The organism is Rhizobium sp. P40RR-XXII, from assembly GCF_012641405.1.
In the GTDB taxonomy this organism is placed as follows: Bacteria; Pseudomonadota; Alphaproteobacteria; order Rhizobiales; family Rhizobiaceae; genus Rhizobium.
Genome location: NZ_JABAII010000035.1, coordinates 1 through 22561, shown reverse-complemented (window position 1 = coordinate 22561; position 22561 = coordinate 1). Strand labels below are relative to the sequence as shown.

General features: G+C 59.0%; 22 protein-coding genes and 3 pseudogenes. 17 read left to right on the top strand and 8 right to left on the bottom strand.

The genetic code is table 11. The features are described from left to right. Positions 1 to 41: 41 nt before the first annotated feature. The 3 genes from HGP16_RS33235 to HGP16_RS33225 are packed head-to-tail and all read right to left on the bottom strand — an operon-like array spanning position 42 to position 1285. Positions 42 to 179 carry a hypothetical protein gene (locus HGP16_RS33235; RefSeq protein ID WP_205926503.1) on the bottom strand — a complete coding sequence of 46 codons (138 nt, stop codon included), beginning with the start codon at positions 177 to 179 and terminating at the stop codon, positions 42 to 44. 48 nt (positions 180 to 227) lie between these two features. Beyond that, a complete protein-coding gene (locus HGP16_RS33230) occupies positions 228 to 821 on the bottom strand; it encodes a mobile mystery protein B (RefSeq protein WP_168844186.1) in 594 nt (197 codons plus the stop codon). Between the two features lie 5 nt (positions 822 to 826). Beyond that, the gene (locus tag HGP16_RS33225) at positions 827 to 1285 is read right to left on the bottom strand and encodes a mobile mystery protein A (RefSeq protein WP_281408295.1); all 459 of its coding nucleotides are present in this window, start codon (positions 1283 to 1285) and stop codon (positions 827 to 829) included. A gap of 216 nt (positions 1286 to 1501) precedes the next feature. Between HGP16_RS33225 and HGP16_RS33850 the strand changes: the two are divergent. The 11 genes and pseudogenes from HGP16_RS33850 to HGP16_RS33170 form a co-directional block, all read left to right on the top strand. After that, a pseudogene (locus HGP16_RS33850) lies at positions 1502 to 1594 on the top strand (IS6 family transposase); the annotation flags it as partial. A gap of 274 nt (positions 1595 to 1868) precedes the next feature. After that, entirely contained in the window at positions 1869 to 3002 is a 1134-nt protein-coding gene (locus HGP16_RS33215; protein WP_168844183.1) for a transporter substrate-binding domain-containing protein, read from the top strand. 1 nt (position 3003) lies between these two features. Beyond that, on the top strand, positions 3004 to 3627 hold the full coding sequence (locus HGP16_RS33210; RefSeq protein WP_168844182.1) for an ANTAR domain-containing response regulator: 624 nt from the start codon (positions 3004 to 3006) through the stop codon (positions 3625 to 3627). Between the two features lie 196 nt (positions 3628 to 3823). After that, positions 3824 to 4669, top strand: coding sequence for a nitrilase family protein (locus HGP16_RS33205; protein ID WP_168844181.1), 846 nt, complete (start codon positions 3824 to 3826; stop codon positions 4667 to 4669). Positions 4670 to 4702: 33 nt separating this feature from the next. After that, positions 4703 to 5851, top strand: coding sequence for a substrate-binding protein (locus tag HGP16_RS33200; protein ID WP_168844180.1), 1149 nt, complete (start codon positions 4703 to 4705; stop codon positions 5849 to 5851). Between the two features lie 51 nt (positions 5852 to 5902). Further along, positions 5903 to 6736 (top strand): branched-chain amino acid ABC transporter permease, encoded by an 834-nt coding sequence (locus HGP16_RS33195; RefSeq protein WP_168844179.1) that lies wholly within the window; start codon positions 5903 to 5905, stop codon positions 6734 to 6736. Further along, positions 6729 to 8486 (top strand): ABC transporter permease subunit, encoded by a 1758-nt coding sequence (locus HGP16_RS33190; protein ID WP_168844178.1) that lies wholly within the window; start codon positions 6729 to 6731, stop codon positions 8484 to 8486. Before HGP16_RS33195 ends, HGP16_RS33190 begins: the two co-directional genes overlap by 8 nt. Beyond that, entirely contained in the window at positions 8479 to 9186 is a 708-nt protein-coding gene (locus tag HGP16_RS33185) for an ABC transporter ATP-binding protein (RefSeq protein ID WP_168844177.1), read from the top strand. The genes HGP16_RS33190 and HGP16_RS33185 overlap by 8 nt, the downstream gene beginning before the upstream one ends. A 41-nt stretch (positions 9187 to 9227) precedes the next feature. Then, positions 9228 to 9615: pseudogene (locus tag HGP16_RS33180) on the top strand (amidase family protein); the annotation flags it as partial. A 34-nt stretch (positions 9616 to 9649) separates the two neighbouring features. After that, the gene (locus HGP16_RS34330; protein WP_246705654.1) at positions 9650 to 9787 is read left to right on the top strand and encodes a hypothetical protein; all 138 of its coding nucleotides are present in this window, start codon (positions 9650 to 9652) and stop codon (positions 9785 to 9787) included. A gap of 4 nt (positions 9788 to 9791) precedes the next feature. Beyond that, positions 9792 to 10031, top strand: a complete 240-nt coding sequence (locus tag HGP16_RS33170) for a type II toxin-antitoxin system RelE/ParE family toxin (RefSeq protein ID WP_312867362.1) — start codon at positions 9792 to 9794, stop codon at positions 10029 to 10031. A gap of 358 nt (positions 10032 to 10389) precedes the next feature. Here the strand turns inward: HGP16_RS33170 and HGP16_RS33165 are convergent, their stop codons facing one another. After that, entirely contained in the window at positions 10390 to 10554 is a 165-nt protein-coding gene (locus tag HGP16_RS33165; RefSeq protein WP_168844176.1) for a hypothetical protein, read from the bottom strand. Positions 10555 to 10725: 171 nt separating this feature from the next. On the opposite strand from HGP16_RS33165, the gene HGP16_RS33160 reads away from it, so the two are divergent. Beyond that, positions 10726 to 11148, top strand: a complete 423-nt coding sequence (locus HGP16_RS33160) for an SRPBCC domain-containing protein (RefSeq protein ID WP_168844175.1) — start codon at positions 10726 to 10728, stop codon at positions 11146 to 11148. Positions 11149 to 11287: 139 nt separating this feature from the next. On the opposite strand, the gene HGP16_RS33155 is transcribed toward HGP16_RS33160, so the two are convergent. Both HGP16_RS33155 and HGP16_RS33150 read right to left on the bottom strand, forming a co-directional pair. Next, positions 11288 to 11869 (bottom strand): dihydrofolate reductase family protein, encoded by a 582-nt coding sequence (locus tag HGP16_RS33155; RefSeq protein ID WP_168844174.1) that lies wholly within the window; start codon positions 11867 to 11869, stop codon positions 11288 to 11290. A gap of 111 nt (positions 11870 to 11980) precedes the next feature. Then, on the bottom strand, positions 11981 to 13162 hold the full coding sequence (locus HGP16_RS33150; RefSeq protein ID WP_168844173.1) for an MFS transporter: 1182 nt from the start codon (positions 13160 to 13162) through the stop codon (positions 11981 to 11983). A gap of 60 nt (positions 13163 to 13222) precedes the next feature. On the opposite strand from HGP16_RS33150, the gene HGP16_RS33145 reads away from it, so the two are divergent. Further along, entirely contained in the window at positions 13223 to 14647 is a 1425-nt protein-coding gene (locus HGP16_RS33145) for a PLP-dependent aminotransferase family protein (protein WP_168844172.1), read from the top strand. A gap of 1022 nt (positions 14648 to 15669) precedes the next feature. Here the strand turns inward: HGP16_RS33145 and HGP16_RS33140 are convergent. Next, positions 15670 to 16650, bottom strand: coding sequence for a zinc-binding dehydrogenase (locus HGP16_RS33140; RefSeq protein ID WP_168844171.1), 981 nt, complete (start codon positions 16648 to 16650; stop codon positions 15670 to 15672). 92 nt (positions 16651 to 16742) lie between these two features. Between HGP16_RS33140 and HGP16_RS33135 the strand changes: the two genes are divergently transcribed. The 4 genes and pseudogenes from HGP16_RS33135 to HGP16_RS33120 all read left to right on the top strand — a co-directional run bounded on the left by HGP16_RS33135 (position 16743) and on the right by HGP16_RS33120 (position 20535). Further along, positions 16743 to 17642, top strand: a complete 900-nt coding sequence (locus HGP16_RS33135) for a LysR family transcriptional regulator (RefSeq protein WP_168844170.1) — start codon at positions 16743 to 16745, stop codon at positions 17640 to 17642. A gap of 557 nt (positions 17643 to 18199) precedes the next feature. Then, positions 18200 to 19621 carry a diguanylate cyclase domain-containing protein gene (locus HGP16_RS33130; protein ID WP_168844169.1) on the top strand — a complete coding sequence of 474 codons (1422 nt, stop codon included), beginning with the start codon at positions 18200 to 18202 and terminating at the stop codon, positions 19619 to 19621. A 1-nt stretch (position 19622) separates the two neighbouring features. Then, positions 19623 to 20107: pseudogene (locus HGP16_RS33125) on the top strand (OB-fold nucleic acid binding domain-containing protein); the annotation flags it as partial. 80 nt (positions 20108 to 20187) lie between these two features. Then, entirely contained in the window at positions 20188 to 20535 is a 348-nt protein-coding gene (locus HGP16_RS33120) for a phage prohead protein (protein WP_168844168.1), read from the top strand. A 1032-nt stretch (positions 20536 to 21567) separates the two neighbouring features. Here the strand turns inward: HGP16_RS33120 and HGP16_RS33115 are convergent. Further along, complete coding sequence (locus HGP16_RS33115; RefSeq protein ID WP_168844167.1) at positions 21568 to 21981, bottom strand: hypothetical protein; 414 nt, start codon at positions 21979 to 21981, stop codon at positions 21568 to 21570. Positions 21982 to 22561: the final 580 nt, after the last annotated feature.

Sequence of the window (22561 nt, the reverse complement as noted above, 5' to 3'; positions counted from 1 at the left end):
CAAGCCAAGGCTCTACGTCGATTGAACCTGCCGCAGCGGCCTCAGACCGCCGCATCGAGAGTATCAACGATCTTGACTGTTGCCAGCAGATGGCCGATTTCCGAACCCGTCAGGCCGGCGTCGGTATCACCCAGCGCATCCGCGATCGCCTGGAGTTGAGATCGCGTGAAGGTTTTCATGTCTACTCTCTCTCGCGTACATCTACTTCCTGGCAAATTTCGCCGACGCTATGAGCGCGCGAATTCCAGCAACAGTTTAATCTCGTGGTTATCGGCCGCCCGAAGTGCCGCCACGTAACGCGCCCGAGTCTCGCCAGCATCGATCAAGTTCGACCGTCCCCATGAAAATGGCGGCCGCTGAAGCTGGCGTGCTAACAGGTCTCCCACCAGACGGGAGAACCGCCCATTTCCGTTTGGAAAGGGATGTATGGCGACCAAACGATGACTGAATCGGACGGCTATCTCGTCGGGTGAGTATGTTTCGTGTTCGACCCAATAGCGTGCATCGTCGACTATATGTCTGACATCCGTCGCGATGCGGTAGGCATCGACGCCGATGTTTCGAGGTGTCGTGCGGTACTGTCCCGTCCACCGCCACACGTCGCCAAACATGCGACGGTGCAGTTCGTTGAGCAGATCCTGATCGAGAACGTTACGCTTGCGCGACATCGCCCAGCGCAAGCCTTCGCCAATATTTATCTGCTCGGCCTCATTCAGTTCGTGCCTGAGGGTAATGTAGGACGGAATGAGTTGTTCTCGCTCCTCGGCAGTCAACGGCGTATTGGCTTCGTCATCGTCCAGAAATAGAGGATCGTCTTCCATGGGGATCAATCATCCTCCCATAGGCGTCGTCCAGATTCTGCAAGCATTGCATCGACCAGGCGACGGCGCTCTTCCTCAAGATCCGACTTGAGCAAAGCCTGATTCTCCAGACGCATCGTGTGATCGAGCCGGACGATGTCCTGCCCCGCCTTTTCTGCCGCCCGCTCACGAAGGATAACGTCAAGGGGCTTGGTAGGAACGAAAGCATATATAAACGTGCAGTTTAACGCCGCCGCGGCTTCGCGAAGCGTTTTGATCGTCGTTGCGCCAGAAACTTCCGCCTTCTCTATAGCCGGGATACGAGAGGGTGCCGCGCCCATCCGAGCCGCAAGCTGGCGGGTGCTCATGCCTAACGCTTCACGGATGGCTTTCATCCAACCACGAGGGGGAGCCATGAGCTCAAGCTCCCGGAGGGGCGCGAGACGTCGCTCGAGATGCTTACGCGCGAGGGCAGCCTGTTGCATGTTCATAAATGTATGTCCATTTTGATCCAGAAAAAACACATAAATCAGATCAGAAATTGCGAATTTGCTCCTTTATATCAGAGCATACCCCCTAAAGACAGCACAATTTAGTGAGCACCTTGCCGTTTTGAAAACCATTCCCCGATAGACCTTACCAACGTTTCGTTGGTGCAATGAAGGGCGAAAGAGCGCTGACAATTTTCAGCGAGACTTTTGATGAGCGATTTTAAGCGGCGTCATTTTCAGGGCGAGGTGATCTTGTGGGCGGTTCGCTGGTATTGCCGCTATAGGGTGAGCTTGCTATCGCTGATGACGACGCCCGAACTCTTGGCCGCGGCCAGGGCCGAATGGGCGGGCAAGACCGACGGGCAGGCGTATATCTGCCCGATATCCGACAATGTGATGCCTGGATCGGCTCATGGCCGTAAAACCACCTCATTCCGTTAGCGATGGCTGACCTATTGACTTGCATCCAACCCGCTTGCAGCATCCTATGGAAACGCACTAAGGGTAGGGAAGTCGACGGCAGGGGATTGCAGAATTCCCAGCTGTCGAACCTCCAGCGACGTCGGAAGAGGCGAAGATGACAAGCTCCGAATGGCGAGTGGGAGTGCTCTTTTCCAGAAGCGGAATCAGCGAAATTACGGAAACCGAGCACTTCCTTGGCACCGCGCTTGCGATCGAAGAGGTCAATGCAGCCGGAGGCGTGCTTGGCAAGCCTATCGTTCCGATCGCCTACGATCCAGGCGGCGATCAAACCGCCTATCGCAATCTCGCGCGGCGCCTCCTGGCCGACGACGACGTCAATATCATCTTCGGCGCGTCGATGTCGGCCAGCCGCAAGGCCGTGCTGCCGATTGTCGAGCGGCACAACGGGTTGTTGTTTTATCCCTCGATGTACGAAGGCTTTGAATATTCCGAGAATGTCGTCTACACCGGCGCCACCCTCAATCAGAACACCTTTGCGCTCGCCGAATACCTCCTGCGCAACCACGGACGCCGGATTTTCTTCGTCGGCGCTGATTATATCTACCCACGCGAATCCAATCGGGTCATGCGGGACGTCGTGGAGGCAAAGGGCGGCGAGGTCGTCAGCGAGCGATATCTTCCTCTTCATGCCGACGAGCAAACGCTGCGGTCGGTCATTTCCGACATCGTTCGCCTCCAGCCGGACGCCATCTTCTCAACCATTATAGGGCGGCCTGCACAGCGCTTCTATCGCATGTATGCCGAGGCCGGCATCGATCGCAAGCGGGTTCCGATCGCCAGTCTGACCATGGCCGAGACCGAGATACGCGAGATAGGAGCCGATGCCTGCACAGGCCACATTCTCTCGGCGACTTATTTCCAGACGGTCGAGAACGAGGCGAATGACCGTTTCGTCAGCGCCTTCAAGAGCCGCTTCGGCGAAGAGGTGACGACGAGCGTCTGGTCGCAGCCGGCCTATGCACAAGTTCATCTTTTCGCCCGGGCGCTTGCCCGAGCGGGCTCGCTCGAGACCCATCGCATTTCCGAAGAAATTCTCATGGAAGATTTTCTTGCGCCGGAAGGCCGTATCAACTTCGACGCCGATACCCGTCATCTCTGGCTGCATCCGCGCATCGGTGTGGCGCGGGCCGACGGGCTGTTCGAGATTGCCTGGCAGGCGCCTGGTCCGATCCGGCCGGACCCGTATCTGACGGCTTCGCGTTTCGAAGACGTCTGGCTGGAGGCCTGAGATGACGGGACCGAGCAGGATCATTCAGGATCTGCGGCGCGCGCGCGTTCTGGTCGTCCACCCACGCGATGAAGACGGCAACACATTGATCGCTCATCTGAAACGCCTTGGTTGTGAGGTCAGGGCGACCTGGCCGTTGCCACCGGCCTTGCCTCCCGACGTAGACACGGTCTTCCTGCATGTCGAGGACATGCACGTCGAACACGCGCTGCAGATCATCGACCTCCAGCAAACGGCGATCATCGCCATCCTGACCTATGAGAGCCCGACAGCACTCCAGGCGATCATCGATCTCAACGCCCACGGCGTCATCAGCAAACCGCTACGGCCGCTCGGCATCCTCACGCAGTTCGCGCTGGCGCGTTATCGGCAGAGCTACGAAAAGAGGCTGGCCGGCAAGGTGCAGAAACTCGAGGAAACATTGAAAAGCCGCCGGCTGGTCGAAAAAGCCGTTTCGGCGCTGCGGGTCATGAACGGCCTCGACGAGGAGGCGGCCTATAAGCTGTTGCGCGACCAGGCAACGTCGAAGCGCGTTCCCATGGCGACAATCGCCGAATCCATCATTGCCGCGCAAGACACGATGAAAAGCCTCGGACTGTCCCTTGGCGGGAAAAGTGAACTCTAAGCCCAGGGACTATCGCTCGGCGATTTTTAAAAAATGTCTGACAGGGGCGCTTGACGGTCGCGTCGTTACATGAAAACTTAATGGTAACGAGCAGGTTTGCTCAGCGGCAGGGCTGCCGCGTTTACATTGTGGCTATGTAGCCTCTGGTTCACGGATTGAATTCCGTGCCAGAGGTTTTTTGCGTTTGGAGACAAGATTGAGCGTCAAGGCCTCAACGGCACGGACGGTAACCGTCGCGACTGTCCAGTTCGAACCGATCGTCGGTGATCGTGTCCATAATCTTGCTGCCATCGAGCGGCTGGCGAGGACGGCGAAAGCCCAAGGTGCGGAGATCCTTGTCCTGCCGGAGCTGGCCGATAGCGGCTATAGCTTCCGGGACGGCGACGAGGTTGCAGCATTGGCCGGCCCGGTGCCAGGCGGTCAGAGTGCTGAGCTGCTGCGCCGTCTTGCCGGGGAGCTCGGTCTCTACATCGTCAGTGGTATAGCCGAGCAGGACGGCGATCGGTTTTACAACAGCGCTCTTCTGTGCGGTCCAGAGGGATATATCGGCAAATACCGCAAGCTCCATCTCTGGAACGATGAAAATCGTTTTTTCAAGAAAGGCGATCTTGGGTTGCCGGTTTTCGATCTGCCCTTTGGGCGCATCGGTATCGCGATCTGCTACGATGGCTGGTTTCCCGAAACGTTTCGCGAGCTGGCGCTGGCCGGTGCCGAGCTGGTCTGCGTGCCCACCAACTGGGTGCCGATGGCCGGCGCGGAAAGCGCTCCCGAGCCGATGGCCAATATTCTGCACAAGGCCGCCGCGCACACCAACGGCCTTTACATCGCCTGCGCCGACCGGATCGGCATCGAGCGCGGCCAACTCTTCATCGGTCGCAGCCTTATTGTCGGCCCTCAAGGCTGGCCAGTGTCCGGTCCGGCGAGCACGGATCGCGAGGAAATCCTCTTTGCGCAAATCGATCTGTCGCGCGTGGCTGAAATTCGCACGCTCAACAGCTTCAATCATCTGCTCGGCGACCGCCGCGCAGATGTCTACGGGTAATGATATCAACCCAAATCAAAAAAAGGGAACAAAATGCAAATGAAAACCATCGTCCTCATACTGGCATCGGCGGCATGCGCCACAGCAGCTTTTGCCGCGGACCCGATCAAGATCGGCGTACCGGTCGGGCTCTCCGGAGCAAACAGCGTGGTCGCGCCGTCCGTCGCTCAGGCTGCCCAACTCGCCGTTGAAGAAATCAATGCCAAGGGCGGCGTGCTCGGACGCGCGCTGGAGCTTGAGATCGCCGACGACGCATCCGGTGCGGCCGGCGCGCAAAAAGCCTTCGATTCCCTTGTCTTCCAGAAGGAGGTGAATGTCGTCATCTCCATGGAGACGAGTGCCGCTCGCAATGCTGGACTGCCGATCATTTCAAAGGGCGACGTGCCGTATATCTACACGTCCTTCTACGAAGGCAAATCCTGCAACGCCAATCTCTTCGTCAATGCCTGGGTTCCCGAGCAACAGGTTCCGCCCGTCGTCGACCATTTCATGAGCAAACAGGGCGCGAAGAAGTTCTTCCTCATCGGCTCGGATTATGCCTTCGGGCGTGGCATGCTGAGCTTTGCCAAAGGCTATATCGAAAAAGCCGGCGCCCAGGTCGTCGGCGAGGAATATCTGCCGATGGACGGCAGCGACTGGACGGCGATCATCTCCAAGATCAAGTCCTCCGGGGTTGATGCCATCATCACGTCGACGGCCGGCGGCGCACCGAACGTGACCTTGACCAAACAACTGCGCTCGGCCGGCGTCACCCTGCCTTACGGCAATCTCGCCGTCGACGAGGGAACCGCCAAGAGCATGGGCGCGGATGCCAAGGGCATCTTTCTCTCCGCTTCCTACGTGACCGGTATCGACAGCCCCGAAAACAAGGCGTTTCTCTCGGCCATGGACAAGAAGTTCGGCAAGGAGCTGCGCACTCCCAACGACCTTTCCGTCCCGCAATATGAGGCGATCTACCTTTACAAGGCAGCCGTCGAGAAGGCCGGCAGCACCGATACGGCAAAGGTTCTCAAGGCACTTCCCGAGGTATCCTTCACCGGTCCGCGCGGCAAGATCTCCATGAACAAGCAGCACCACGCGCCGCTGACCATGTATCTTGGCCAGGTAAAGGATGACGGCAGCGTCGCGGTCGTCGATAGCTTCAAGGACGTCGATCCCGGCAACCAGTGCCCGAAGCTCTGAAACCAGAGTGGCGGGGCAGGATGCCCCGCCTCCAGCATCGGAGTTCCAGAAATGACGCTCTTTTTCGATATCGTCAGCACTGCAGCCATTCTCTTCATCGTTGCCGCGGGGCTGCTTGCGATCTTCGGCGTGCTGAAGATCATCAATTTCGCGCATGGCGCATGGCTGACCATCGGGGCTTACTGCGCTGTGGTCGTCAGCGGATTCGGCCTCAATCCATGGCTTGCCATTCCCTTCGCCTTCCTGGTCGGAGCCATTCTCGGCGGTATCGCCGAACGGTTCGTCGTCCGGCCTTTGTATCGCCGGCCACTCGATGCCATTCTTGCGACCTGGGGCCTTGGCATCGTCATCGGCCAGCTCATCACCCTTTGGTTTGGCCGCGATGTGCAGTTCACCCCGGCGCTACTTCCCGGCACTTTCGATCTGTTTGGCGTCGGCTATTCGTCCTACCGCCTTTTCGCCATTGTCGCCGCGACCGCGCTGGGCCTCGGCTTCACCCTTCTATTGGATGGCACACGCCTTGGTCTTTCCGCCCGGGCCGTCATCATGAACGAAACGCTGGCGCGCGTACTCGGCATTGATACGGAAAAGGTGCGGCTCGCAACTTTCATGATCGGCGCCGGCCTTGCCGCCTTGGCTGGCGTGCTGCTCGCACCGCTGACCAGCGTCGATCCCAATATGGGCGTCGCCTGGCTGACGGGCGCATTCATGCTGGTGATGGTAGCAGGCTCTTCTTTCGGTGCGCTTGCTGCCGCCTGTCTCATCTTCGGTGCCGCTCAGGTACTGGTCAGCACCTATTTCAATCCCATCCTCGGCGGCATCACCGTAGCCGTCCTCTGCGCGGTCGTGCTGCGCATACGCCCGAAAGGATTTGCCCGTGCCTGATAAACAGAAACTCCGGCTTGTCCTGCTATTGCTGCTGGCGCTCGCCGCAATCCTGCTGATTGTCTTTGGACCGATGTTTCTTGGCCGCTTCAGTCTCAACGTCCTCACACGGTCGATGATCTACGCCATGCTGGCGATCACTGTCGACTTGCTCTGGGGCTATACGGGCGTGCTCACCTTCGGGCAGGCGGCATTTTTTGGTGTTGGTGCCTATGTCACCGCGATGGTTCTCACCCATATTGGCGCAAGTCCGCCCTTATTTCTCCTCGCGCTTGCCGTCGCAATCCTCGTTCCGCTCCTGCTTGGCCTTGCGGTTGGCTGGCTGTCTTTCTATCATGGGTCGACGCCGCTCTATGCCACCGTGATTTCGCTCGTCGTACCGATCGTCATCACACAGCTCATCTTTTCGGGCGGCACTTGGACCGGTTCATCGAGCGGCCTCGTCGGTTACGAAACTCTCCCGCTCGGGCTTCCCGGCTATTTCCGCTTGTCGGGCGCGTGTCTGCTGGTCTTGGCCGTTCTTGCAATAATCTTTGTCCGGTCGGACGCCGGCCGTCTGCTCGGTGCAATCCGCGACAACGAATCGCGCATCGCTTATCTTGGCATGAACCCAGCTCGGCTGAAGATCGTCCTGACGAGCGTTCTAGCTGGCGTATGCGGCCTGGCGGGCTTCCTTTATGCCAACGCATCCGGTGTCGTCGCACCTGAGAACACCGGCTTCGTTTTCGGCACCGAACTCGTCGTCTGGACGGCGCTCGGCGGCCGCGGGACGATTGTCGGCCCCCTGGTCGGGGCAGTTGGTATCGATTATCTGAGCGCCAGTCTCTCTGGCGACCTGCCCTTCTTGTGGCAATTGATCGTTGGCGCGCTTTTCGTCCTTATGATCATCGTCTTGCCTGGAGGCCTTGCATCGCTTGTGACGCGTTTCCTGCAATCGGCAAGCTCCAACAGCACTCTGAAGTCATTTCCGGCGCCGACAGCCCTTAATGAGGGGGGCGTCGCAGGCAAAAATCTTCTGTCGATCCGTGGCCTCGGCAAGGCCTATGGCAGCCTCTCCGTCCTCAAGGGGATCGATCTTGAAATTGGAAGGGGAGAGCTCGTCAGCCTCGTCGGCCCGAACGGTGCCGGTAAGACCACACTGATGCGCTGCCTCTCGGACGGCACTCAGCAGATCGAAGGCCAGGTGGATATCGGTGGCACGAGCATCGCCGGTCGCGCGCCTGAACGGATCGTCGCGCTCGGCGTCGGGCGCAAATTCCAGATCGCCAGCATCTTCGACAGCATGACCATTGGCCAGTGCCTGAAGATGGCGCGTCTCAGCCATGAAACGCCCAGCCCGGTGCGATCGCTTGCCGAGATAATACTGCCTGCGGCTGCAATCGAGATTCTGACGTTGACGGGCATGGCGGACATGCTCGACAAGCCGGTATCGCTGCTGTCGCATGGTCAAAGGCAGGCTCTCGAACTGGCGATGGTCGTCGCTCTGGAACCTCGCGTCATTCTTCTCGACGAACCGACGGCGGGTCTCACCAAGACCGAGCGTATGACCATCGGTACCATTCTCAGGAAGCTGACGGACGAGATGGGGTTTGCCGCCATCCTGGTCGAGCACGATCTGGATTTCGTGCGCAATATATCGAGCCGCATCGTCGTTCTCCATCAGGGCAAGCTCGTCCTCGACGGCACCGTGGATGAGATTGTCAATTCCGAAACGGTCCGTACCATCTACGCGGGAGGCGCCCATGGCTGAAGCGTTCAAACTCAAGCTCACTGGCGTATCGAGTGGATATGGTGCGGTCGATGTCGTCAATGGCGTGTCGCTCGCCATTCGGCCGGGCGAGATCTTCGCCCTCATGGGCAAAAACGGCATGGGCAAGACAACGCTGCTGAAGACGATTCTTGGCTTCCTGCGTGTTGGCAAAGGCAAGATCGAGGTAGACGGTGCTGTTATTGCCGGCAGGAAGCCCACGGAGCTGATCGCCTCCGGCATCGGCTATGCGCCGCAGGAGTTGCCGCTGTTTCAGGATCTTTCCATCCGCGACAATCTGCGCCTGGCGCTCACGAACGATCGCGATCTGGCATCCGCTCTGGACAGGGTCTACGGCTATTTCCCGTTCCTGAAGGACCGTCTGGTTCAGAAGGCCGGGACCCTGTCGGGCGGGGAACAGAAGATGCTGATCCTGGCGCGTGCGCTGATGCTGCGGCCAAAGCTCCTTCTGATCGATGAGATTTCCGAGGGCCTGCAACCCTCCGTCGTCCACAACATCGCCGATGCATTGAGGGATGACCGTGAGAGGCGCGGCACGACCATCCTTCTGGTCGAGCAGAACCTGGACTTCGCTCTTTCCGTGGCGGATCGCTGGGCTATTCTCAAACTCGGGACGATCGAGGACGAAAGTTCCAATGGGCCGGACAGCCGCGGCCGCGTTCTGCAGCATCTGAAAATCTAGGGAGCGGGCATGCGGCTGCCGGCCCGCTTTCCGGCCTTCGCCTGGCCGTCAAGGATCTTTCAGATGTTAGTGGTTATCCGGCGGCCGCCAGCAATGCCATGTTATTCGCTACCTCCGGCATCAAGACGTCGACAGCACCCCTAGTTCAGACCCCTCTTGCATGCGGGTGCCGAGTTTGTCGGCAAGACCAATACGGATGAACTCGTCTATTCCCTCATCGGCGGCAACATCCAGCTCGGTATGCCGATCAATCCTTCCGATCCCGATCTCATTCCGGGTGATTCATCTTCGGGCTCGGCCGTCGCGGCCGCTGCGGGCCTTGCGGATATCGGCCTCGGAACGGATACGTCCGGCTCCATCCGTCTGCCCGCCGCCATCGCCGGACTCATCGGCTGGCAGCCGACATCTTGTGCGGAACGGGCGGTTCGGTACTGAGACCGAGGCGGTGCGTGCAGGTATTCGCATGCTTGCCGATCACGAACTCAAAATGCAGGCCCTTCGCAGAGATATCCAGAAGGCCGATGACGAAATTGAATCCGGCCTTGGGAAAGAATATGCCAGTGGTGCTGAGTTACTCAAAGACGTTATGAACGAAGGATAGGGCCATCAAACCGAAGCGCCTGATTATTGCGCCGTCCGCGATCAGCGACCTGCGGAGCATAAGGCGTTATATCGCCGAAACCAGCCCTCACTATGCCCAGGAATTTCTGACCGATCTGACGGCCAAGATCGCATGGATTGCAGAGGTTGATTTCACGGGTTCGCCTCGCGACCACATCGCTCCGGGCTTGCGTGGGCTCCCCCTACCGAAACCGCTGCATCTACTATCGTTCATATTCAGATAGAATCGTTGTCCTCCGCGCCAAACACGGTGCCGAAGACATAAAGCCTCAGGACTTCGAGTGAAAGCGCCGTGAAGACACCCCGGTGTGTCAATCGTTGCGAACGGACCGCACCTGCCGCAACCGCTCAAAGGCGGGGGCGCCGACGGCGATACCGTCAATGACATTCCCAAACGGAGTAAAGATTTAAACAATGGCACATGAGCCTATCACCGCGCTTCTTCCGAATTCGGGCGGCCACCAGTTTGTAATGTATGGCGATTCATGTTCCGGCACCGGCCTCGCCACGCGATATGTGCCATTCGCCAACATAGAACGTAGCCTCATAAAAACTGTCGCTGTTTGTGGCCTTTGTCACGACCTACTGCGGTACCAACTCTCCGAGAAAGAGCTGATAGATCGGATAGGGCCACTTGCTTTGATCCATTTTGCCGGCCGCTATGCCGAGATTCAATGGTGCTTGGCTGTCGTTACCCCGCGTCTGCGCCAGGAAGCGCCAGAGATCATGCTTCCCATTTATGTTCACTTCGAATAATCCATGCAAAGTGACACCTCCCGGTTCCAGCGAAGGAGCCGTCCACTGCATCAAATTCGGACCCAATGGATATGGCTTTTTAAGCGGCCCGCTGTCAGGCGTTCCCGCAGGGAACAAATTCAGAGGTCTTGCGCTTTGTAAGGCGTCCAGGGAAAGCGTAAAATGTCGACAGCAGAGGTCAAAGCCAGGATTGCGCTCGATCTCGACGCAGATCCCCAAGCGGTATTTGCCGCATGGGTCGACCCGTCGATGATGGAGCGCTGGCTGTTTAAATCGCCGACCAACACGCTCAAAGCACAAACCGACCCTCGGGCGGGTGGCGCCTTTTCAATTGTCGAACACGAGGGTAGTCACATCATCACGCATGACGGTCGGTACGCGATTTGCGAGGCGCCTACACGCCTGTCATTCAGTTTGGCGGTGCCCCAACACTTCGCCGGCCTGGCACAGATCGATGTGACGATCAGACCAAGGGGGGCAGGCTCGCACTTGGATTTCCAGGCGAGCGGCGCCGGACCGCCTGGCGCGCAACAGCTTTGGAAGAAAATGCTAGCGAACCTCGCCCAGGTAGCCAAAGCTGATTGAACATGCACGCGAGGCTTGGCTCGGTAACGGCCGTAGATAACTGCAATTGGCCTTTAGCCGGACTTCAGTTCGATGGACCAACCCGCTGGTCGAAGCCATCTTTGCTTCTTCACGATCTCTGGCCGCGCCGGACTGGTCGTCACAGAACTGCGCCTTGGCCGACCGGCTCGTAGGTCAAGATCACAACACCCGAACTGAGCGTCTTCGAGCTGGCGAGCCGCAGCTTTGCGGAGTTCCCACCCTCGATGAATAGGCGTTTCCCGCTGCCGATCACGAACGGATGCACCCAGACTCGGTACTCATCGACTAGGCCGTGCTTCATCAGCGTTTGCAGGAGTAACGCGCTGCCATACATCTCGATGTCCTTGCCGGGCTCTAGCTTCAGTTTGGCAATCTCCTCGGCGACATCGCCGTTGATCAGCTTGGCGTTCCACTCTAACGGCTCGGCCAGTGTCCGTGAGGCGACAAGCTTCGGGATGCTGTTCATCCGCTCGAGGTAGGGGCCGCCTTTGATCTTGCCCCACTTCTTTGACAGAAGTTCATAGGTGGTTCGTCCGCATAGGAAATAGTCGGCCTCCATCAGGTGCTCAAGCGAGTCTTTCTCGGCTTCCTCAGTGAAGTATGGGTTGGCCCAGCCACCCTGCTCAGTCTCACCGAAACCACCTGGATCTTGGATCACGCCATCAAGCGTGACGAGCGTCGATACTTTCAGCTTTCTCATCTCAATTTCCTTCCCTTCTCAAACACCGCAGCATCCTAATTTTCGGAACGCCCGCATGGCGCGTGTTCCTCCTTTACCTTCCTCAGCAGACGCCGGTCGCGGATTCGCGCCTCAGCATGCAATGCTACGCTTTTCGAAATGGAGGAAGGCAGCGCCCGCGAATAGGACCAAGATGACCCCTGCCGCTAGGAACGAGAGCGTGTAACCGAACGCAGGGGCTAGACCGCCGAGAGCGAAGCCTCCGATGCCCAGCCCTGCATCATAGGCTCCATTCCAGAGTGCACCCACGGCGTCCGCCTGCGCCGGCTTGGCTTGAGCGAGCAGCCGGCAGAGGCTGGCGCTCTGCGCGACGCCGAAAGCGATGCCGCTCACCGCCATGCCAATCATTACTGCGAAGACTCCCGGCGCCGCGAGGAAGAGCAAGCCGGCGATGGAGAGCCCTGTCGCTGCGATCAGCGCCCCACGGGGACCATGCCGATCGATCGGCCGGCCCGCCGCCCAGCGAGCGCATGCCGCGAACAACATCTGGAGGAGGAGAGCGATCATGATCGTAGCCTGATCGAGTTCCGGATGCGCCAAGGGCAGGAAGGTTATCGCAGCACCGACCACGACGGCACCCTGGGCCAGCGCCGTGATTGGCCAAACCGTCGCGCGAAGCGGCGGAAACGAAGAGGCGTGACCCGTATCGTGAGGCGCCGGGCTGCCTTCGGGAAGAAGCGCGACGGTAAGCAAGGCGGCGACCGCGAAAGCTACGGCAACGCCAGCCGTTCCGCCGGGGCCGAGGGTTGCGAGCGAATAGGGGCCGAGCGGGACGGCGACGATGGCCGGGATCGCGGAGGCGACGCCAAATGCGCCCATCGCCTCTGTGCGCCGCACCGGCGGCGCCAGTTGCGCGGCCAGGCCGCTGGTCGCAACCAGCAGGATTCCAACCCCAAACCCGCGCGCGGCACAAGTGGCAAGGAGCAGTGCAAGCGAGGTCGAGAACGTCGCGAGACAAGGGAGTGTCATCGTGAGCAGCGCCGCCGCCAGCGCGCGGCGGCGCCCGAGCCTGACGATCACTCGGGGCGCGATCAATTCGCCGATGATGGTCGTCGTCATCAATGCGCCGGTGGACAAGCCCGCAGCTGACGCGCCGCCAAGCGCGGCAGCGTGCGCCGGAATCGCGGAGAAAAGCAGATAGAAGCTTCCCATCGCGGTCAGCATTAAACCGGCCAAGGTCAGGATCGCGGGAGTGAGGATCGCGGTCCTGCTTCCATCGTCCGGGATAGGTGTTGCGGTGGCTGCGATCGACATCTCGGTGTCTCTGGTTGTGACTATGCGTTCGATTCCTAACGTGCTAGTGGTCTACTGAACATGACCAGTTCCGATGCAAATTCGTTGTCCAGTTTGACGGATGGACTTCCCCTGTCGGTCGATCGAGGCATTCCGGAGACCCTCGCGGCCCAGCTCCGCCGCGGGATCCTCGACCTGATCCGTACCGGTGCGCTACGTGCCGGCGTCCGCCTGCCTTCGACGCGCGTGCTTGCGGCGCAGCTCGGCATCTCGCGACCGCTCGTGGTCGACACCTATGCGCAACTGGCCGCTGAGGGCTATCTGAGTCTTCGCCGCGGCGCCCGACCTGTGGTCGCCGGGGAAGCCGTGGCGGCTTCTGGAAGCGAGGAGGTGTTGGCGGAGCTTGAACAAATCCGGTTCGACCTTCGACCGGCCATACCGGATCTGTCGATGTTTCCCAGGCGCCTTTGGCTCCGTTCGCTGCGAAAGGTCCTCACGGACCTTCCCGCAAGCGATCTTGGCTATGGCGATCTGCGGGGCAGTCCCGTGTTGCGTCACGCGCTGGCAGATTATCTCGGCCGGGTCCGCGGCGTGATCGCCGATCCGGCATCCATCTTCGTCACGAGTGGCTTCGCGGAGGCGCGCGCGCTCGCCTGCGCGGCGCTTTACGCGAAGGGCGTGCGTGGTCTGGCAGTGGAGGATCCCAGCTACAGCGACTGGGTTGCGGTCGACAAATCGAGCCTGCGGCGCGCGCCTGTACCGGTGGATGCGCAAGGTCTGGACGTGCCGCAACTTGCCGCCCTCTCGGTCGAGGCCGTGTTCGTCACGCCAGCGCACCAGTTTCCAATCGGAGCCGTGCTGAGCGCGGCGCGGCGCCAGGAACTGGTGCGCTGGCTGCGGGAACGTGACGCATTCGCCCTCGAGGACGACTACGATGCAGAATTCCGCTACGATCAGGCGCCGATCGGCGCCTTGCAGGGCCTTGCGCCCAATCGCGTCATCTACGCGGGAACTGCCAGCAAGACGCTCGCACCGGCGCTGCGGCTCGGCTGGCTGGTCGTGCCGCCTGACCTTGCGGAGTCGATGGCGGGTGAGTTGCGCCGCTGGAGCGAGGGGCCGCCGAGGATCGACCAGGATGCGCTGGCCGACATGATTGACAGCGGGGCGTATGACCGGCACCTGCGCAAGATGCGACGCTTCTATCGTGACCGCCGCGACCGGTTGCTCTCCTGCCTGGCGTCGGCGCTCCCTGAGCTCGCAACCGAGGGCGCTGCCGCCGGGCTCCACGTGACGCTTCGCCTGCCTGACCAGATAGACGCGACCGGCGAGGCCCGCATCATCGACCATTTGCGGCGCCACGGCGTCGCGACCGAGGGGCTCGGGCGCTACAGCACGACTTGTTCTGGACCTCGTCGTCTCTTCGTCGGATATGGCCGCATCGCCGACAGCGCAATCGAGCCAAGCATCAAGATTCTCGCGAAGGCCATCCGCGAGTTGGCCGCGTAAGGGCTTAGGTTCTTGGCGGGTCAACGAGCACCTGGCGCGCTCTTCGAACTGCCATCGCACAATGCGTCCGGCTGAACTGGGGACCGAAGTTTCCCTCGGGGCCGATCGGCCTTTCCCTTCTCGCGATCCTATATGAACGCTCTTGTGCTGATCGATGGCGGTTTCCCGATCGGCTATTCGCAGCCTGTCCGTCCCATTGCCGCCGCTGCTTTTGATCTGGGAAGCGCCGACCAGAGTTTCCTTTGTCGATCGGCGGGAAACTGCAGCAGACAGCGCAACGATTTGTGCTGTCGCTCTAACGTTTATAAGCGGGACCACGACCCGCAGGACGCTGGTGATCGCGCACCGCTGCTCGATCGTGCGGGCGCAGGACCGACTACTGGTCTTCGACAAGTGAAAGATTGTGGAGGATGACCATCAAGACCCATTCGCCTCAATAACGGCATTTGTCGCCTGTTCGAGCGACAGGTACTCGAACTGACCAAGGCGCTGGTCGCATGAGACGAGGTGCCGGCGTTTGGTGCTCAGTTGCGCAGTACAAACGAAGCCTTGAGCCCGATATTGCGGCCTTCAACGCAGGTCGGCCACCTTCGGCCTAAATCGTTCATCCCGAGCAGGCAAAGCCGATGTCCACCACTGAGGAATTTCAAACGTATAGCTCGCGTAATAAGAGGGTTGTCGGTTCTGCTCCTTTCAAGAGCGCGGAACAATCCATCGTTACGAGACGCCCTTTCGACGGAAAAGATATTCCCTGAGCGAACGCGAACTTCCTCAAGTTTCCCATGCGAAATCGGGCGCCAATTATACTTCGTCGCTAGCCTTTCCACGCAATCCCAATAGGGGCGACATGGCGGTTCCGAGCCGACTGGTCGGACTCATGGAGGGTTCGGCAAAGATCGTGTCGCGCCGGCGGAGGGTGTCGCGTTCTTCGCTCAGAATCTCGAGGGTCAGGCCGCTTGACGGCACAGAGTGGGAACTCCCCACCATCCGGAATACTTGCCACAGAGCTCTATGGTTCAGCTTCAAATGCGCACGACGACCTTTCCGCCGGCGTCATTCGCCTCCATGATCACGTGTGCGGCCTGAATATCCTCGAAATCAAATACATGAATGGGTTTTGCCTGGAAGACCCCTCGCGCCGCGTTGTCGACGATTTGCTGGAACGGAATCTCATCGAGTGGGTAATCTACAGTGCCAAAGGCGAAGGCGCTGGCGAATGTGCTGAGATGAACGCCGCTTGGCATTTGGAAGACGGGATCAAATCTGTCCAATGGCGCGCCCCCGCCGAGAAATCCCGCCAGACAGACACGACCGCCGCGCCGAAGTGCCGCTAAGGAGTCGAGCACGGTCGTTGTGCCAATCAGATCCAGCACGGCATCCACGCCAGTCGGCGCGATATCGCGTACTCTGGCACGCAATTCGCTGTCGCCAATTATGACATGCGTCGCGCCAAGCCGGTGGAGCACGTCCGCCCGCTGTTCCCTTCGCGTTGTGGCGATCGTTGTCGCTCCCAATCCCGCGGCGATGTTCAAGGCCGCTTGTCCTAGCGCCGAAGTTGCGCCGCGGATCAACAGCGTTTGGGTGGCTCGCAGTTGAAGATTGGCAATCACACAGGTCCAAGCGGTAGCGTAGGATTCAGGAAGGGCGGCGAGTTGCTCCCAAGGAAGATCGGTCTCAACAGGGACAACATTTTCGCGCGGGACGCTCACAAACTCCGCATAGGAGCCATTACGTGTACGTCCCATTCCTCCCATGAGAGCGATAATCTTTTGGCCGGGCGTATAGATTCCCTCGGGATCGGTCTCGACGATGCCGGCGCACTCGATTCCGCTGATCTCGGCCACCTGGCCCCAGGCGCCGCTCCGAAAATAAAGCTCCGCTCGGTTCAGACCAAAGGCTTTCACGGCGATCAGGACCTCGCCCAGCCGAGGTTCCGGTTTGGGCCGCTCGGCGAAACTGAGAACTTCTGGGCCGCCTGGGTTGGTGATGACAATGGCGCGCATGCTGTGCTCCTCTTCTTCTTCGCGGCAGATATACAGGCGAGCCGGCCTAATTTATTTTACAAAGTTTCTGCAAACATTGTAGATTTGTTTCGATGAATGGTCTGACGCTTGCCCAACTTCGCTCAATCGATGCCGTCGTTTCGGAAGGATCGCTGCAGGCCGCCGCGCTCAGGCTTGGGCGCACTCATCCAACGCTGCATACGGCTATCACCAACGTCGAAAACCAAATCGGCTTTCCCCTGTTCGATCGGGCCGGTTATCGCATGACGCTCACGCCCGTCGGAGAGGCGTTCTTGTCACGCGCCAGGCGCGTCCTGGCGGAAATGGCGGACCTTCAGGTCTATGCGGCACACCTTGCCGCTGGCGAGGAAAGCGAGGTACGGGTTGTGATCGGCGATCTATCGCCGCTTCCTGAAATGCTTCAACTCCTGCGCACCTTCTTCGACGGTCGCCCAGCCACTCGCTTGCACCTTCAATTCGCCGCGATTTCCGGCCCATGGGAGCTGTTAATGCAGGATCGTACGGACTTGATCCTACATCACGTCGACCAAAGCGATCCGCGCTTTGAAACGATCAATCTTCGACGTATTCGGCTGATTCCCGTCGTCGCTCCGAATTTTCTGCCTTTTCCAGTGGAGGAGGCGTCGCTGGAGCGGATGCGGGACCTCGTTCAATGCATCATTCGAGATAGTGCGGAACAATGGCCCGCTAAGAGTTACTACGTCATCGAAGGCGCCCGCACCTGCACCGTCAGTGATCAACTCATGAAAAAAGAAGTGATCCTACAGGGACTTGGTTGGGGACATATGCCGGATTTTCTTGTCGATGCTGAGTTGCGCGACGGCCGTTTGATCTCCATGGCCAATAGCTATTTCCATGGCGGCGTGATCGAGCTTGTCGCCGCGCGCCGAGCCGGGCGCGCGCATGGGCCAGCAGCATCAGCGCTCTGGCGTGTATTGCAGGGGACCGCCGATTCCAATCATAAGCCCTGATTTACGCTGACAAGGGTCGAGAATCGTAAGTCTCGGGCCTAAACCATACCGGGAATCAATGAATCCGGCATGGCTCCCCTGCTGTCGCATGGTCAGTCTCGCTTCAAAGGTCAGCTTATCGCATTGCGAGAACGGCCTCTTCAAGGAAGGTCTCGATGCCCGGCCGTGCGCTTTCCGCCGCCCGGCGTCACAAGGAAAAGAACGACACAAAGCCCCGGTGAAGGCGACCGCCGTCATCACCATAGCAAACATCGAAAGCGGAAAATATCCGCAATTCGCGTGATCAGCTTCCTTTGAAAAGAGCCTGCTGATCCCCATGACTTTGCCCCATATCGCGCGAGTCCGGGCAGGTACTTAGGCGGCGCCTGGAGGGTCGACCAACTTTGCACTGACCGCAAAAGTATCAGTGACGATGAAAAGCAGTCTCATATCGAGGCGAACTGCTGATTAGGCGATTAGCAAAAATCTCCAGTAAGTAAAAGAACTCGATAACGTCGCGGTAAGCTCTAACGAATAGGCTTAGTTTACTTGTTAAATATCGAGGACGATCGGCAGCGATGCGCTTTCTACATTTCAGGCTCGTCGGCCCGGCGATTGTCGGCATAGCCTTATTCATCGCTGCGATGGCCACGTTTCCTTATTATGGCGTGAAACGCATTGATGCAGAGGCAAGACGGAGCCAGGAGATGCTCGTTGAGCGTAATATCTCTTTGTGGATCTCTGACGTCGAATTTTCCCTGACAGCTTGGACCATCTGGGACGAAGCAATCGCAAAGCTGGATAATACCTTCGACGCAGACTGGACGGACAGAAACATAGGCGCGTCCTTAATCGGTACGTCGAGGACACGCTCGGTGGCTGTCCTCAATTCCCAGAACACCATCATCTATTCCCGCACGGATGACACGGTAAAGAATGGGCCCTTCTTCGTGCGTGGCCCCACCTCCATGGTCCAGGATGCCGCCGATCTGCTGAGAAATATCCGCTCTCGGGAGCACCAACCGAAGAAGACCGGCATTCCATCTCCGCTTGCGACCAGCCGGATCGAGGTCATTGGGGACGAAGCGGTGCTCCTTTCGGTCAGCCTATTCCAGCCCGATTTTGGGACATCCAAGCCGAAAGGGGAGCGCGCGCCTGTCTTGATCACCGCGATGCCAATCGGTGGTACCCTACAGGATTTTTTCGGAAAGCGCTTCCTGCTCGACGACGCCCAAATCAGTCCTCTCCCCGCAGTTGCGCCGGATCGCGCCCGTGCCGAAATCGCCGTTGGAGCGGGGGGAGAGATTGAGGTTCTGTCCTGGCTTCCGCCAACACCTGCGTCCGATGTCCTCTGGCAGTCGTCGCCTCTAATCCTGACCGTGGGACTCGTTCTTGCTGCCGGCGCTGTTGCGATGATTCGCATCACGCAGACGACAGCGAAGATGCTGGTGAACCGGGAACGACAGATGTGGCACGCCGCGACCCATGATTTTCTAACGGGCCTCGCTAATCGCTCGCTCTTGAATTCGGAATTTATGGCATTGGCGGAGAGGGGCACTTTCAGCGTCGTTTGTCTCGATCTGGATGGCTTCAAGGCCGTCAACGATGCCCACGGGCATGCGGTTGGCGACGAGCTCTTGAAGGTCGTCGCTTCAAGGCTTCGAGCAGGCGTTCGCACGGAAGATAAGCTGTTTCGGTTGGGCGGCGATGAGTTCGCCATCATGGTGCCTGGCCTGTCGGCAACGCAAGCGGCGGACATGTGCCGACACCTCTCAAGCTCTCTTTCCGGCAAAATGAAACTGTCGGGCTGCGAAGTGTCCATTGGCGCGTCGTTTGGGATCAGCGAAGTGACAGTGAATAGTCCAGGCTGCGAAGTTGCCTTGAAGTCAGCGGACGCGGCTCTCTACTGCGCGAAATCGGCCGGGCGTGGGAGCGTCGTCCTAGATGCAAACATGGGGGTTGACCAATTCGACTCATATCCTCTCAAAGCAGTGGGTTAATATCGTCACCTGCGAAGAGGCGATGTCATCTACTGATGGCCGTTGCTGATGACGGCAGGCCTTGTGCTGGTGCGACAGAAGCCGGGTTCGGCCAAGGGCGTCATGTTCCCGACCGTCGAGGACGAGACCGGCCCAGCCAACGTCGTCGTCTGGCCAACACTCTTCGAACGCCGCCGGCGCATCGTGCTTGGATCCAGCATGATGGCGATCAATGGCCGCATTCAGCGCGAAGGGGACGTTGTGCATCTGATCGCCCAGCAGCTTTTTGATTTGACCGTCGATCTCTCCGGTCTTGCCGATCGCGATGAGACATTCAAGCTGCCGACCAGTCGCGGCGATGAATTCGCGCATGGGACGCCCGGAAGTCCGGATTCACGCGAGCGGGCGGCGATGAAGGTATGGGAGATTTATGAGCCTGATTTGCATATCCAAGATACGTGTTTAACGACGTCGTTAAACACGTATCTTAGGCCACCAAGGCGTTAAGCGGCAGGCGATGCCAATCGGGCGGTGACGCCTCTTTTCAACCGAATAGCGGTTCTCGGACAGCTCTGCTAGAGAAGCGAATGTTTGTCATCAGAGAGCTTCTTAATCGAGACGAATTCCTTGAATGGGCGATCACCGAAGGCTTTCAGAAGATCGTCCCGGCGGAGACTTTGCATGTCACGATCGGAAAATTCCACGATCTGAAGGTCCGCCAACGACTAATACCCGTCCCGGAAAGTTTGGAGGTTCGCGCAAGCAGACGAAGGGCTGTCCTGGACTTTGGTAGCATCATTGTACTGGCTTTTGGCTGTAGCAAACTTTCCCGCTGTCACGTTGAGTTTCGACGGGCGGGAATAATATGGTTTTATCAAAGCTACACCCCCCATGTTTCGTTTGCGCTCGACTTTGTCGAACAGCTGAGTTCCTAGCTCGGCGCGCAACTTCTAGGTCCTCTGCGATAATCGCCGCCTCCATCTCAAACTACAGTTGGCAGTCTCATGAGATTACCACGGGTCCGCGTTAGCCGCAGGTTGTTGGTCACGACCCTTAGCTTGTGAATCGACGCGTTGATTAGAGGCAGATCGGCGTCACAAGGTATTGATATTTCAACTATGGGGGGGCATTCGGTGACGCCGATTCACCGAACTGGGATTGATGAACATCCCAAGGCTCCGCCATCGGCGGGGCCTTACCTCGATCGGAATGGCGGCGCGCGATTAGCTCGCCTCGAACCTGGCGAGCATCTTGCGCAATTGCGCATTCTGCTCGATGAGCTTCTTTGCAAGCTGACGCCGTAACGTAGAGATTTCCGCATCGAGGTCGGCCATTTCATCCGTGAGGGATCTCGGGCCCTCTGCGACGGCAGGAGGTTCCCCTAACGCTGTTCCGATCGAAGCCGTCGACTCCGCGATCGGCTCAACCCTCTTTCGACTTGCTGGCGCTGGTTTCCGCAGCGTTTCGGCACCTTCGATCGCAGGGGAGGCAGGTGAAGTTTGCTCGGCCCGCTGCGTGGTGGCGAGGGTTGCGGTCTCCTCGTTACTGACTGCGGCCGCAGGAGCTTCCGCTGCAACTGGCGCCGCCGTTCCGGCTTCAGTCGGGACGGTGTCAGGTTCCGGTCGGCTGGCATTGACTTGCGCCGCGGAGCCAGGCTCTGCGGAGCGGTCGATCGCCGTCGCACCGAGGCCAGGTTGTTCCTCTTCTGGGACGGTCTTATATTCGGGAGCAATTGTCTTCGGTTCGACTGCTGGGCTGTCGTCATGAGTATGTGGTTTCGGTTTACGCGACACCAGGTCGGCTACAAATCTCCATGGTGTTCTCATCACATGTAACCTTCAAAGTATGGCGGCGGGACATCGCCGCGGTCATTTATTGTCACCTAGGTCGCATTGATCCCGACCAATCGGACGAAAGATCGGCGGCGCCATCGCATGGAAATACGTGGCGCCCCTCAAAACCAGAAATCAGGCCTTGCCGAGCCGCTTGCGCAGATCTGCGTTTTCGGTGCGCAGCTTTTCGGAGAGCTCCTTACGAAGCTGCTTGTTCTCTTCCTCAAGCTTGATGAGGTCGGCGATATCGTCAATGACGTCAGCGGCGGTGGAGACCGGAGCGGAAGCAGCAGCTTGAACCCGGCGCGCGCGAGTGGTGGCCACCGTCGGTGCGGCAACCGGCTTTTCGGCTTTCACCGGAACCACTTTGGAGCCACGCTTTGCGCGCGTCTTCTTGGCCGGCTTTTCAGCAGATGCAACGGCAGCTTCGACGTTGCTGGCTTCGGCGGCAGCTTTCGGCGTGCGTGACTTGCGTGTCTTCTTCTCAGCGGGTGCTGCAGTTGGCGTTTCGGTCGTCGCAGTGGTCTCAATCGTGAGTTCGTCGGCCATCAGTGTTCTCCTCTGTTAGGCCGGCAAGCATTTGATTCGTCGTTACTTAAAGTCAATCCATGGAGAGGCGATTTCGCGTGCAATCGATGTTTGACGGGGAGCCATGTGGGAATTCCTTTTCATTGTCCGACAATGGGCGGGTCCATGCGCGCTCGGTGAGGCATGTCTGACCGAAGAGCGGCTGCGCCTCGATCGGCTTTCCGCAACGGCAAAGTCTCCTTTTCTTACCCCGATCGGCTGAGCCTCCATTCCTCACCGACAAATAAAAGTCAGCCAGGTGGCTGCAAGGGATCGCCGACCTTCAATGACGGGCTGCCGCAGGGATGGATGTATCCACGGCTTTGCTTCTGCCGGAGAAGATCGAGGAAGGCTGCGACAGTATCTCGCTCTCGGGCGAAATGCTGAACCTTCATCCGGCGCTGGGCATTGGCAGGACCTACGGTTCGTATCCCCTCACATCAGGTCTTTTGTCAATTGTTCATTCAAGTGGCATCGAATTTCTCCTTGGTGAGCGGATCCGCGGTCTGAGCCCATAGCAATTACCGGCCCGGTTTCTCGGGCCTATACAACCTCACATCCG